The sequence below is a fragment of the Epibacterium sp. MM17-32 genome, from assembly GCF_022348205.1.
Lineage (GTDB): Bacteria > Pseudomonadota > Alphaproteobacteria > Rhodobacterales > Rhodobacteraceae > Epibacterium.
In genome coordinates this window covers 33635-47113 of the sequence record NZ_JAKRFC010000001.1, presented here as the reverse complement: position 1 = coordinate 47113, position 13479 = coordinate 33635, and the positions used below count along the sequence as shown (strand labels likewise).

Here is a 13479-nt window from a genome sequence, read left to right as displayed (position 1 = left end):
GTAAGAAGGGGCCGTGAGCCCCCAACATGCGGCCATTTGCAAAGGTTATTTGCAGCCGAGACATTTGGCCATTTCGAGTAGTGCATGACGAATTCCTGCCCTTGTGCAGAGGAGCACTCGTTGTGAACTATATAAGTGACGTCAGTGAAGGGTATCACCCGTTTGCACCTGACGCGTCCCAGCCAAAACGACAAACATCGGTTCTGATTACCGGCGGCGCGGGGTTTCTCGGGTCATGGCTGTGCCATCGCTACATCGAGAAGGGCTATCGGGTCTATTGCCTGGACAACCTGTCGACGGGGCGCATGGCCAATGTGGCGGATTTGATCCCGCATGCCCGCTTTCACTTCATCAAACATGATGTGGTGCGGCCGGTCAGCCTGCCCGGTCCGGTCTCGCTGATCTACAACATGGCCTGCCCGGCCTCGCCGCCGCGCTATCAGGCGGATCCGATCCAGACCATGCGCACCAGCGTCAGCGGTGCCATCAACCTGCTGGAACTGGCCCTGACCCATGGGGCGCGCATCCTCCAGGCCTCCACCTCGGAGGTCTATGGCGACCCGGCCATCAGCCCGCAGCAAGAGAGCTATCACGGCAACGTCAATACCATCGGGCCGCGCTCCTGCTACGACGAGGGCAAACGGGCGGCGGAGACCCTGTTCCACGACTACCACCTGTGCCGGGGGGTCGACATCCGCATTGCGCGGATCTTCAACACCTACGGGCCGGGCATGGACCCCGACGACGGGCGCGTGGTGTCGAACTTCATCACCCAGGCCCTGCGCGGGGCGCCGATCACCATCTACGGCACCGGCGCGCAGACCCGGTCGTTCTGCTACCGGGACGATCTGGTGGAGGGGCTGATTGCCCTGATGCACTGCCCCCGGGGGCTCAGCGCGCCGGTGAACATCGGCAACCCGGAGGAATTCACCATCGCGGCGCTGGCCGAAAAGGTGCTGGCGCTGACCGGTGCGCGCTCGCGGATCAGCTATATGCCGCTGCCGCAGGATGACCCCTGCCAGCGCTGCCCCGACATCAGCACCGCACGCGCGCAGCTGAACTGGCAGCCCCGGGTCTCGCTGGCGGAGGGGCTGAAGGAAACCCTGGCCTACTTCCGCACCACCGCTCCGCTTGACGGGCACAAGAGCCAGGTGGCGATATGAGTGACAGGCCCGCAATCCTGGTGACCGGCGGCGCCGGGTTCATCGGCAGCCACGCCTGCAAGGCGCTGGCCGCGGCCGGGTATCTGCCGGTGGCGCTGGACAATCTGCGCACCGGTCACCGCAGGGCGGTGAAATGGGGGCCGCTGGAAGTGGCCGATATCCGCGACCGCCGCGCCCTGCGCGACGTGCTGCGCCGGTATCGGGTACGGCTGGTGATGCATTTCGCCGCCGCCGCCTATGTCGGCGAGTCGATGCAGAAGCCCGGCTTTTACTATGACAACAACGTCTGCGGCACCGTGGCGCTGCTGGCGGCGATGCAGGATTGCGGCGTCGGCCAGATCGTCTTTTCCTCCAGCTGCGCCACCTACGGCATCCCGACCCGGCAACCGATCCGCGAGGACCAGCCGCAGGCGCCGATCAACCCCTATGGGCGCAGCAAGCTGATCTGCGAGCAGATCATCCGCGACACCGCCGCGGCCACCGGGCTGCGCTTTGCGATGCTGCGCTACTTCAACGCCTGCGGCGCCGATCCCGAGGGCGAACTGCACGAGCGCCACGACCCGGAAACACATCTGATCCCGCTGGCGCTGATGGCGGCGGCGGGCACCGGTCCGGGCCTCAAGGTCTTTGGCACCGACTACGACACGCCCGACGGGACCTGCGTGCGCGACTACATCCATGTCAGCGATCTGGCCGACGCCCATGTCGCTGCGATGCGGTGGCTGCTGGAGGGGCGCCAGGATCTCACGGTGAACCTGGGCACCGGCCACGGGCACTCGATCCTCGACATCCTGAGCGCGATCGAGCGCCTCAGCGGGCGCAAGCCGCGCTGGCAGGCGGCGCCGCGACGCGCCGGCGATCCGCCGGTGCTGGTGGCCGATCCCGGCCTGGCCCGCGCCCGACTTGGGTTTGTCGCGCAGCACTCCACCTTGCCCACGATCCTGCGCGATGCGGCGGCCAGCTTTGGACTGGAGGTGCGTGATGACATCCCGGCCTGACAGCATCGCCCCCATCGCGGCCTCTGGCCCGCGCCCGCCGGGAGCGGCGCAGCCCGGGCCACCGGATCGCAGCCTGACATCGCTGTGGTCGCCGCGCCAGCGGTGGCGCAACCGGGTGATGATCCTGCTCTGGGCGATGGGGCTGGTGTTCTTCTGGAGCTGGTGGCTGCGCCCGGAGCATGCCGCCAGCGGGCCGCAATACTGGCTGACCACCCTGGCGCTGGCGTGGCTGAGCTTTCTGCAATGTTTCTTTATCGCGGTGTTCCCGCGGGCCAGCAAGCCGACCGGTCCCGTGCCGGATGCGGATCGCACCCGGGTGGCCATGGTGGTGACCAAGACCCCATCGGAGCCGCTGTCGGTGCTGAAGCCCACCTTGATGGCGATGCTGCATCAGACCTATCCGCATGACACCTGGCTGGCGGATGAGGCCCCGGACGCCGAAACCATCGCCTGGTGCGAGGCCAATGGCGTGCGGATCTCCAGCCGGCAGAACCGCCCCGACTATCATCGCAAGACCTGGCCACGCCGCACCCGCTGCAAAGAGGGCAACCTGGCCTATTTCTACGACACCTATGGCTATGCGCGCTATGATTTCGTCTCTCAGCTGGATGCCGATCACGTGCCGCGCCCCACCTATCTGGCGGAGATCCTGCGCGGGTTCGCCGACCCGACTGTGGGCTATGTGAGCGCGCCGAGCATCTGCGCCAAGAACGCACATCAAAGTTGGGCCGCACGCACGCGTCTTTATACCGAGGCGAGCTTTCACGGGATTTTCCAGTCCGGCTATGCGGCGATCCTGGCGCCGATGTGCATCGGCTCGCATTACGCGGTGCGCACCCGGGCGCTGCGGGACATCGGCGGGCTGGGACCGGAGCTGGCGGAGGACCACTCCACCACCCTGCTGATGAACGCGGGCGGCTGGCGCGGCGTGCATGCGCTTGACGCGATCGCGGTGGGCGATGGTCCGGCCAATATTGCCGATCTTTGCACCCAGGAGTTCCAGTGGTCGCGCAGCCTGGTGACGCTGCTGTTGCAATACACGCCGCGCTACCTGGCGCAGTTGCCGCTGCGGCTGAAGCTGCAATTCCTGTTCTGCCAGCTGCTCTATCCGCTGATTGCCGGCTTCATGACCCTGTTCTACCTGATGCCGATCGTGGCGATCCTCTTTGACATCCGCTACGCCGAAGTCACCTTTCCCGCCTTTATTGGTCATCTGGCGCCGCAGGCGCTGGTGCTGACACTGCTGGTCTATCTGCTGAAGGGCGACGGCTATCTGCGCCCCGCCGATGGCAAGGTGATCGCCTGGGAGAAAGCCCTGTTCCTGGTGCTGCAATGGCCCTGGGTGCTGTGCGGCTGCGTGATGGCGCTGCGCGACACGCTGAGCGGCGGATTTGTCGACTTCCGCATCACCCCGAAGGGAGAGGCCGCGCAGTCCAGCCTGCCCTGGCGCATCGTGCTGACCTATGCGGCGCTGGCGCTTGGCTGTCTGGTGCCGGTGCTGCTGGTGGACGATGTGGCACAGGCGCAGGGCTTCTACCTTTTGTCGGCAATCAATGGTATGATCTACACGGTGATCACCGGCGTCATGGTGTTTCACCACTACCGCGGTGCCAGCGCCCGGTCAGAGCCTTTTGACCTGCGCGATGCGGCCAAGACCCTGCTGCCCTACGGGCTCGCCGGGGTGCTGATGGCCGCCGTATCCGCCCGCGGACTTGAAAGCACCCATGCGCTGAGCACCGGGCTGGAGCCCCTGTCGCTGATCCGCGTGCAATATGCCGTCGCAGGTGCCGGGCTTGGCGCGCCCGGCGATCCCATCCTGATCTTTGATCCCCATTGGCGGGATCGCAGCCACACATTGACCCCGGAGGAGTGACATGACCCAGCCAAAGCAAAGCCCGATGCATCGCGGCGTTCTCGGCGCTGTCGTCGGCGGCGCGGCGCTGGCCGTGCTGCCGCTGGTGGCAGCCGCAGCCCCACCCGGCGACCTGCCGTTCGGCGCCTATGATCCAACCGGCGGATTTTCCGATGACCCGGACGTGCAGATCGAACATCTGTTCCTGCCCTGGGAGGACATCTTCCTGCCGTCGCTTCTGGAGGCGGACGCCTATGCACAGGAACGCGGCCGGTCGGTTCTTGTCACCATCGAGCCCTGGACCTGGAGCCGCAGCGAGCGCAACACCGCCACGGCGCTGATCGAGGGGATCTTCGACGGCAGCTATGACAGCAACCTGCGCGCCATCTGCGGCACCTTGGCGGATTTCGACTCTCCGGTCACCATCCGCTGGGCGCAGGAAATGGATGACACCTCGGGTCAGTTCATCTGGGCGCAATGGCGGCCGGAGACCTATATCGCCGCCTATCAGCGCGTCGTCGACATCTGCCGGGAGACCTCGGATCGATTTGACTTCATGTGGTCGCCCCTCGGCTTCGAGACGCTGGCCGAGTTCTATCCCGGGGATGATTACGTCGATGTCATCGGCCTGTCGGTCTTTGGGCTGCAAGCCTGGGAACAGGAAATCCTCGGCGCGGAGCAGAGCTTTCACGACATCTTCAAGCCCCGCTACGAGCGGGCGCTGCAATTCGACCTGCCGATCGTGGTTGCCGAGCTCGGCTATGTGGGCGATGCGGACTATGTAGCGGATTGGAACGAGACCGTGCGCCAGGATCTGGAGGACTATCCGGAACTCCAGGCCGTGGTCTATTTCAACCAAAAAGAGGTCTACCCCTGGCCCGATGGCTATGGCCTGCCGGACTGGCGGTTCCCGCAAAACACCCTGGGCGAGGTGCAGGCCGCGCTGGGAGAGTGACGCCTCACCCCGAACATCGGCAGGTTTCCGCACATGGACCTGCCCCAACACCCCATGAGGACCCGCCCCTGGCGGGTCTTCGTGTTTCAGGCACTTAGCCAAGGCCCCGACGCGGACCGGCACCGGAATGCAGACAGGGGTGGCGCCTCCCCGCTCCTGTTCATCTGGGTTAACGCGATATTAGCCTGCCGCGGCGACAATGGTTTTGTCGGCCCTTTTCCAGTTTGCTAATCTGCGCCCAGGGTTCGACCCCGAAGGCAGCATAACGCCCGGAACCGGGCATAAAGAGGCAGTGAACATGGCAAGACTCGCATTTGCGTGCGTGACCTCACGCGCATTCTTCTTTTCCACATCCGCCCGGCATCTGGTCCGCAAGGGTATCGCTCCGGCGCTGCTCGCGGTCGGCGCCGCGATCCTCGCCCCGACCGGGGCGCAGGCAAACTCCGCCAAGGGCGAGGCCGCGCCACAGCAGATCCGTGTGGCCACGGCAAATCTGAACCTGTTGAGCAGCCCGCCGCGCAAACCGACAAAGACCACCCGCCCCGTGCGTCAGGTCGGCAGCGGCAGCTATATCTGCTCTGCCGCCGGGTTCGGGCAGCGCTCCCGCTGCTACGCCAACTGATCCGGCTTCGGCCGCTACGCGCGAAACAGGATATGCGATACGCTCCCCGGCTCTCTCTGCGCCAGTCCGCTGTTGCGGCGCGCTGTTCGCACATGGCTGGCCTGCTGCTGGTCGCGCTGGTCATGATGGCGGCCAGCCCCAGCGCGTCACGGGCGCAACAGGCCGGGGTCGGCGCCTGGGAGAATTCCGATTACGGCATGATGTCCTGGATCGAGCGGCAGCCGGGCTTGCAATGGTATTACAACTGGCGGGCGGATCCGCTCTGGACGCCCGCGCCCGTTCCGCGATCCGTGGAATTCGTGCCGATGATCCACAGCGCAAAGAACGTCGGTGACCCCATTCGCAGCCAGCCCCGGCCCCGCGCCCTGCTGGGGTTCAATGAACCGGACGGCGGCAGCGGTGCGCATCAGGCGAAACTGAGCGTCAAACGCGCGCTCCGTCTCTGGCCCCGGCTCGAAGCGCACGGCCTGCGCCTGGGCAGCCCCGCCACCACCCAGGGCCAGACCCTGGGCGCGGGCAGCTGGCAGCAGCGGTTCATGCAACAGGTGGAGGCCCGCGGGCTGCGCGTCGATTTCATGGCGGTGCATTACTATTCCACCGATGGCGACGTGCGGGCGTTCCGCGACTGGCTGATCGCGGTGCATCGCACCTATGGCCGCCCGATCTGGGTAACCGAGTTTGCCCATATCGACTGGCGCCAACCCGCCCGTGCCAGCTATCGCCAGAATGCCCGCTTTGCCCGCGAGGCCAGCCGGATGATGGACGGGCTTGCCTTTGTCGAACGCTACGCCTGGTTCGCCGCCAACCCCTACCCCTGGAACGGACGGGTTCCCGAAATCAACCTGGTCAGCGACGCCTTGCAGCCCACCCCGGTGGGGGCGGCCTATCTGAAGGCGATCCGCAGCCGCGGACCGCGCCTCTCCGCCCTGCAATAGGGGCAATACCCCCGCCGCAGGCGGGTCCGCACCGCCCTGTCCTCCTTGTTTGTTTTCAAACTGTTATTGTTGATTTTACATTGGTTTTGTGCCACGCTCAAAACAAGATCTCCCAAATCTCCAGCGGCATGACGTTCTCGGGTTTCATGTCACTGGCGGGCGCGAAACGGAGCAGGTTTCGCGGCACATGCGTCGTATTTCACGCGCCATGTGACGAGAGGAGCATTGTCTATTGTTTTCCATACAGGCGCTGTTTGGAGGATGGTTGATGAGTATCCCGAATGCCGTTTTGAGTGCCTCTTTGCTGGTGGTGGGGAGCCTTGTGCTCTCTGCCACCGACACCCGTGCCGAGATGCCGGACCCGGACAACTCGGCGCCGCTTGCACCGGACTATGTCTATCGCATGTTTGCCGGGAAATCCGCCGACTGGGGCGGCGGATCCGGGGCCTATTGGGCGCCGGACGGTCGTTTTGTGGCGGTCAACCAGGCGGAAGGCAGCATTGGCGCCGGGCGCTGGTATGCCACCAACCGCGGCCGCATGTGCTACGAGGCCGATTGGGCCTGGCGTCAGGATTTCGGCGTCGAACGCAGCCGCGTCAAGACCTGCACCCGGTTCCGCGTTGATCGCAAGGGCACCATGTGGTCGACCACCGGCGGTCTGAACGGGCCCTGGTTTCCCTATTCCACCGCCCCGCTGTCACCCGGAGACCAGGTGAGCAGCACCCATAGTGCTCTCGCCGCAGAAATGGGACTGGTGGCCTCGACCGAGTGATCCGCGTGAGGACGCCAGCACATCTCCCTGAAAAATATACATAAAATCAAACTCACATGGGATTGACGCAGCCGGCGCGAGGCACTCTGTCCGGCTGCGCGCGCGCAAATTCAAAGTAAATGTGAAAAACATTTACATACACCCTTGAAGGCGACCACCCGACTGCACATATCGGTGATGTAAATGATGTTTACATACACAACATCACCCCAGCACCGTGGAGAGACAGATGACGAGTTACACGACCAACCTGCCGCCGACCCCGCATCAGGGGTGGCTGGCCAAAAGCGAAGCCTGGCTGGATTCCAAGGGCAAGGGCGCCTGGATCGCAGCGATGGTTCTCGGTTTCATCTTCTTCTGGCCTGTTGGCCTCGCCCTTCTTGCCTATATGATCTGGAGCAAACGCATGTTCAAATCCTCTTGCCGCAAACGGTCCCATCATATGCATCGCGGCTTTCACGCGATGAAATCCAGTGGTAACAGCGCGTTTGACGCCTACAAGGCCGACACGCTGGCCCGTCTGGAGCAGGAACAGAGCGATTTCGAAGCCTTCCTCGCCCGGCTGCGCGCCGCCAAGGACAAGGCCGAGTTCGACCAGTTCATGGATGAGCGCGCCCGCCATGCCGGCGACGAGTCCGAGGATGAGGCCACAGACGACGACGCGGCCACGCGCCCGGCCAGCCAGGCCTGATCGACACCATCGCCCTGCCCCGCCACCGGGGCCGGGCCCTTTCCCTCTGAGATCTTGCAGGAGCCCCGTATGACCGCCCTCCCCGATCCTGACATCCAGGCCGAGTTCTACTCTGGCGTCGCGCCAAAGCGCCTGTTTGCCTTCCTGATCGATTCCGTTCTGATCTTTGCCATGGCCGCCGTGATCGTGCCCTTTACCGCCTTTGTCGGCCTGCTGGTCTGGCCGGCGCTCTATCTGACGGTGGGGTTTGTCTACCGGGTGGCGACGCTGGCCAATGGCTCGGCGACCTTGGGTATGCGGTTCTGCGGCATCGAGTTGCGCGAATACTCCGGCGCGCGCCTCGATAGCGGTAGCGCGCTCTTGCATACGGTGGGCTATACGGTGTCGATGGCGGTGCCTGTCCTGCAGATCATTTCCATCCTGCTGATGCTGACAACCGCCCGGGGCCAGGGGCTCAGCGATCACATGCTGGGAACCGTGATGCTGAAACGGCGCGCCTAGCATCACGCTCCGTCATGGCAGGTCTGCGCCGCAGGCCCGCCCCTGCCTCCCCCGCCGCCTGCGCGCGTGTGGGGGCCATTCGCGTTAATCCATTTTTCACATCGCCACTTGTCTGGAACGAGGCTGTTGTTATCATCACATAAATACCCGAGGTGCTATCAGCCCCCCGGACCAGTCCAACCCATTTCAATCACGACAGTCTCACACCAAAACAGACCAGAAAGCCCACGACCTCCCGCATGCGCCACACCCTTCCGATCGCCCCCCAGTTCTATGTGACGGCTCCGCAGCCCTGCCCCTATCTGGAGGGTCGGATGGAGCGCAAGCTGTTCACCGCGCTGCAAGGCGACGGGGTGGAGCAGCTGAACAACTCGCTCAGCCAGCAGGGGTTTCGGCGTTCGCAGAATGTGCTGTATCGCCCCTCCTGTTCCGACTGCTCCGCCTGCATGTCCGCGCGCATCAATGTCGAGGCCTTTCGCGCCACCCGCAGCCAGCGCAAGACCCTGAACCGCAGCCGCCACCTGGAACGGCGCGCCACCTCGCCCTGGGCCACCGAAGATCAATACGCGCTGTTCCGCCAGTATCTGGACCAGCGCCACGCGGATGGCGGCATGGCGGATATGGATGTGTTCGAATATGCCGCCATGGTCGAGGAAACCCCGGTGCGGACACGTGTGGTCGAATACACCGATCCGGACACCAATGCCCTGATCGCGGTGGCGCTCACCGATGTGCTCGATGACGGGCTCAGCATGGTCTATTCCTTCTACACGCCCGACCTGCCGCAGAATTCGCTCGGCACCTTCATGGTGCTCGACCATATCGAGATCGCGCGCGAGGCGGGGCTGCCCTATATCTACCTCGGCTACTGGGTGCCCGGCAGCCAGAAGATGGGCTACAAGGCCAACTTCTCGGGGCTGGAGGTCTATTTCGGCGGCGAATGGGTGCCGCTGAAGGACCCCGAAACATTCGCCGCACAAGAGCACCCGCTGTGCACGGCGCCGATTGCCGAACAGGTGGCCAATATCCAGCTGCCGCAAGGCAAACACCCCTCCAAGAGGTAACCCCCTGCAATATCTCCACGCAGTCTCCCTCGTCGTACCGGACTATGACGCGGCCATCGCCTTTTACTGTGGCACGCTCGGCTGGCAGTTGGTGGAGGATGTGGATCAGGGCCATAAACGCTGGGTGCGCATCCAGCCCCCCGGCACCACAGCCGATCACAGGCAAGGCAGCCTGATCCTGGCCCGCGCCGACGGGGATCAGCAACAGGCCGCCATCGGCAACCAGTTCGGCGGCCGCGTCGGCCTGTTCCTCGCCACGGACAATTTTGCCCGCGACCATGCCGCCATGCAACGCGCAGGCGTGCGCTTCGAAGAAACGCCTCGGCATGAGCCCTACGGCACCGTTGCAGTCTGGCGGGATCCCTTCGGCAACCGCTGGGACCTGATCCAGTTCACCTGACCCCGAACCGCGCCGCCGCCCGCAGATCCGCAACATTGGCGGCCGGCCGCGAGGGGCACCGCCCCGAGCCTGGCTCAGAACAGCAAAAGGCCCCGCCGCAGCGGGGCCTTTTTCCGTTTGGTTGGAGTGTCCGATCAGTTCGGGATCAGCGCCGGCACCAGGGTCACGATCGACGGGAAGAACCACAGGATCGACAGCCCCACCACCTGGATCAGCACGAAGGGCAGCACCCCGCGGTAGATATGTCCGGTGGTGACCTCCTTGGGCGCCACCCCACGCAGGTAGAACAGCGCAAAGCCAAAGGGCGGCGTCAGGAAGGAGGTTTGCAGGTTCACCGCCACCATGATCGTCACCCATTTGGGGTCGAACGATCCGCCATAGATCACCGGCCCGACAATGGGGATCACGATGTAGATGATCTCCAGGAAGTCGAGCACAAAGCCAAGGATGAACAAGACGATCATCACGATCAGGAACACCGTCAGCTCATTGTCAAAGCTCTTCAGGAACTGCTGGATGTAGTGTTCGCCACCAAAGGAGATCACCACGAGGTTCAACAGCTGCGAGCCGATCAGGATGGTGAACACCATCGAGGTGACCTTGGCCGTTTCGCGCACGATCGGCGTCATCACCCCGCCCCGGAACAGCACCCAGATCCCGTAGAGCAGACCAAAGAGCGCAAACAGGTAGCAGGCATAGGCAAAGAAGAACGCCGCATAGCTTTCTGCCGGCACCACGTCCTGATTGATGCGCAGATCGAAATTCACGCCGGTCAGGATCGCGAGGATCACCGCAAAGGTGGCCCAGATGATGATATTGCCGGATTGGCCCTCGTCCTTCAGACGACGATAGGCTGCCAGCATGATCGCCCCACCGGCCCCTAGCGCCGCAGCCGGCGTCGGGTTGGTGATCCCGCCCAGGATCGAGCCCAGCACCGCGACGATCAGAACCAGCGGCGGGAACACCACCCGGATCAGATCATTGCGGGCACAGCGCGCCGCCGCTTCCTTGCAGCCATAAAGCGCAAGCGCAGTCGGCAACAGCATCCACGCCACCGTGGCCGAGGCCGAGGTGGTCGGCGAAATCGCCAGCACATCCACCAGCGCCAGCAGCAAGAGGCCAATGGCGCCAAGGATCAGCGGCTTGGCATCGCGCGAGGGGGCAACCCCACGGCCCACCGCCAGCGTCAGACCCAGAAGCACGATCATCGTCGCAATGCCGGAGCCAATGGGGGCTGCATTGCCGATCTTCTGCTCCAGCGCGGTGGTCAGCTCTTCTTCCGACAGCTTATGCGCCTCTTCCACGCCGCCGGCGGCGTCGATTTCGGCTTGTTCCGCCACGGCCGCATCCCAGGCCGCCTGACCATGCAGGTCGATCATCGCCGCCTGACACTCCGGCCCCACATTGGTGCGCAGGCTTGCAGTCTGCCCCGCGTCGGAGAAGGCCGAGACGGTGATGTTCTGGCTGCCGACGATATTCATGCTGCTCAGGAGCACGGTGCCGACAATCAGGGCTGCCGGAACGCCGAGGAACCAGGTGAGGCTTTCGCCGCGGGTGATCGGCTCCTCATTGGCCGCCCCCATCTGCACCGCAGGTGCCTTGTGCGGATTAAGGAGCGCATAGCCAAAGGCATAGAGCGCATAGAGAAGCGCCAGCATGATGCCCGGCAGCAGGGCCGCCTGGAACAGCGTGCCCACCGACACCACCGCAGGCTCACCGAGATAGGTCAGCGCGTCCGTACAGCCCGCTTCCTGCGCCCGGTTTTCCTGCGCGGTGGAATAGAGATCACCGGCCAGCGTGCCCAGAAGCACGATCACGATGGAAGGCGGAATGATCTGTCCCAAGGTGCCTGATGCCGCGATCACACCCGTCGCAAGCTCCGGTGAGTAGTTGTTGCGCAGCATGGTCGGCAGGGCCAAGAGGCCCATGGTCACAACGGTTGCGCCCACGATCCCGGTGGAGGCCGCAAGAAACGCGCCCACAACCACGATGGACACCGCCAGACCGCCCGGAAGCGGGCCAAAGACGCGCGCCATGGTGGTCAGCAGATCGTTTGCGATCTTGGAGCGTTCAAGCGTGATGCCCATCAGGACGAACATCAACACCGCCAGCAGCGTTTCAATGGATGCGCCTGCCAGAACCCGCTCATTGATCCGGTTCACGATGAAGGACACGTTGCGGTCCATCGCAACTTCCCAGCCCTGCGGGAACACGGGTTCGCCGATCCGTGGCAACTCCGGGTATCGGAACACGGAAATCACGTCGGGCTTCACGCCGGAATTGACAATATCGCGGTAGGCCTGACTGGAGGTGTCAATGGCCTGGTGGATCAGCAGACCGGCACTGTCCAGTGCGGCGATGATCCCAAAGGAGATGACCCCGGCGCCGCCGATGGCAAAGGCCACCGGAAAGCCCGAGAGAATGCCCCCGAAGAGGCAGAGAAAGACGATGATCAGGCCGATTTCGACGCCATCAAGTCCGAATAGCATGGGTGCTGTCCCTTAGTTAATGAGCGCCTTCATAGGCTTCTTCGCCTGCGCCAAGGCTGTCCTTGTCGAGGTATTTCCCTTCCGACTCCTCACCCTCGATGAACTCGAGGAAAGAGCGGTAAAAGAACGCCACCGCATGCAGGAACACGAGGCCCGCAAAGGCGACCAGCAGGATCTTGAAGAGGAAATAGCCGTCAAAGCCGTTGGGCGAGAACCCGATGGTTTCCACGTTCCAGCGCAGCGCGCGGGCCTTCATCACCAGACGATCCAGGGCATCAGAGGCCGAGGGGTTCGGCACGATCAGGTGACGCCACAGGAAGAACCAGCCGTACATCCACGTCAGAACCGCAACCGGCATCATGAAGATCAGCGAGCCGACCATATCGACCACGCGTTTGGCCCGATGCGAAATCCCGGCATAAACGAGGTCCACCCGCACATGGCCGCCCTGCACAAAGGTGTAGGTGACACAGAAACACACCACGAGCGCGTTATAGAGCTTCAGCTCTTCGGCGAACCACGAGATGTCTTTTTCCAGCGCAATCCCGAGACCAAAGCTCATGTCCGGGCGGGCAAACACGCGCTGCATAAACACGATGATGATCTGCTGAACCACCATCAACAGTCCGGCCCAGGCAAAGAAACGGCCCAGACCGTTGGCAAAGCCCTCAAGCGCACGCACCATGCCCCACATGAAGCCGCGGAAATAGATCCCGACGCCTGTCAGCACCAGGAATGTGGTAAAGACCACAAAGAAGAACTCGACCGAGCCCCCGTAGTAGACAAAGCGCATCACCGCTTGCTTGTCCTCGGTGGTGCCCGCCCAGGTCAGCCAGTCGAGCCACAGCTCGGGATGGGTGACGGCATAGCCGAGATTGTAGAAGGCGCCAAAAACATTCGAGGCGAGCCACCAAAGGAAGCCGCCGATCGCGCCGAAAAAGGAAATACTCATGTCGTCCTGCATGGCTCCCCCGGAAGGTCAGGCAGGCGGTCGGGCGCGTCTTTCATCGGACAGGTCCGGCGACGCGGCGCATCAG

At 63.7% G+C, this 13479-nt stretch carries 13 protein-coding genes; 11 read left to right on the top strand and 2 right to left on the bottom strand.

Going from position 1 to position 13479, the window contains the following annotated elements:
• Window positions 1-131: 131 nt before the first annotated feature.
• The 11 genes from MHM88_RS00220 (at window position 132) to MHM88_RS00170 (ending at window position 9953) form a co-directional block, all read left to right on the top strand.
• Window positions 132-1163, top strand: coding sequence for a UDP-glucuronic acid decarboxylase family protein (locus MHM88_RS00220; RefSeq protein WP_239359770.1), 1032 nt, complete (start codon window positions 132-134; stop codon window positions 1161-1163).
• Window positions 1160-2161, top strand: coding sequence for a UDP-glucose 4-epimerase GalE (gene galE, locus MHM88_RS00215; RefSeq protein ID WP_239358869.1), 1002 nt, complete (start codon window positions 1160-1162; stop codon window positions 2159-2161). The genes MHM88_RS00220 and galE overlap by 4 nt, the downstream gene beginning before the upstream one ends.
• Complete coding sequence (locus MHM88_RS00210; protein ID WP_370687442.1) at window positions 2145-4034, top strand: glycosyltransferase family 2 protein; 1890 nt, start codon at window positions 2145-2147, stop codon at window positions 4032-4034. Before galE ends, MHM88_RS00210 begins: the two co-directional genes overlap by 17 nt.
• Before the next feature lies 1 nt (window position 4035).
• Window positions 4036-4968 carry a glycoside hydrolase family 26 protein gene (locus MHM88_RS00205; RefSeq protein WP_239358864.1) on the top strand — a complete coding sequence of 311 codons (933 nt, stop codon included), beginning with the start codon at window positions 4036-4038 and terminating at the stop codon, window positions 4966-4968.
• A gap of 298 nt (window positions 4969-5266) precedes the next feature.
• A complete protein-coding gene (locus MHM88_RS00200; protein WP_239321908.1) occupies window positions 5267-5590 on the top strand; it encodes a hypothetical protein in 324 nt (107 codons plus the stop codon).
• 32 nt (window positions 5591-5622) lie between these two features.
• The gene (locus MHM88_RS00195) at window positions 5623-6525 is read left to right on the top strand and encodes a glycosyl hydrolase (protein ID WP_239358863.1); all 903 of its coding nucleotides are present in this window, start codon (window positions 5623-5625) and stop codon (window positions 6523-6525) included.
• A 268-nt stretch (window positions 6526-6793) separates the two neighbouring features.
• Window positions 6794-7297 carry a DUF995 domain-containing protein gene (locus tag MHM88_RS00190; RefSeq protein WP_239358862.1) on the top strand — a complete coding sequence of 168 codons (504 nt, stop codon included), beginning with the start codon at window positions 6794-6796 and terminating at the stop codon, window positions 7295-7297.
• A 229-nt stretch (window positions 7298-7526) separates the two neighbouring features.
• Complete coding sequence (locus MHM88_RS00185) at window positions 7527-7988, top strand: DUF2852 domain-containing protein (protein WP_239358861.1); 462 nt, start codon at window positions 7527-7529, stop codon at window positions 7986-7988.
• Between the two features lie 69 nt (window positions 7989-8057).
• Window positions 8058-8489, top strand: a complete 432-nt coding sequence (locus MHM88_RS00180; RefSeq protein WP_239358860.1) for an RDD family protein — start codon at window positions 8058-8060, stop codon at window positions 8487-8489.
• Between the two features lie 239 nt (window positions 8490-8728).
• The gene (locus MHM88_RS00175) at window positions 8729-9553 is read left to right on the top strand and encodes an arginyltransferase (protein ID WP_239321918.1); all 825 of its coding nucleotides are present in this window, start codon (window positions 8729-8731) and stop codon (window positions 9551-9553) included.
• 4 nt (window positions 9554-9557) lie between these two features.
• On the top strand, window positions 9558-9953 hold the full coding sequence (locus tag MHM88_RS00170; RefSeq protein ID WP_239322046.1) for a VOC family protein: 396 nt from the start codon (window positions 9558-9560) through the stop codon (window positions 9951-9953).
• A gap of 134 nt (window positions 9954-10087) precedes the next feature.
• On the opposite strand, the gene MHM88_RS00165 is transcribed toward MHM88_RS00170, so the two are convergent.
• Together MHM88_RS00165 and MHM88_RS00160 are read right to left on the bottom strand one after the other, a co-directional pair.
• On the bottom strand, window positions 10088-12442 hold the full coding sequence (locus MHM88_RS00165) for a TRAP transporter large permease subunit (RefSeq protein WP_239358855.1): 2355 nt from the start codon (window positions 12440-12442) through the stop codon (window positions 10088-10090).
• 16 nt (window positions 12443-12458) lie between these two features.
• Complete coding sequence (locus MHM88_RS00160; RefSeq protein ID WP_239358853.1) at window positions 12459-13406, bottom strand: TRAP transporter small permease subunit; 948 nt, start codon at window positions 13404-13406, stop codon at window positions 12459-12461.
• Window positions 13407-13479: the final 73 nt, after the last annotated feature.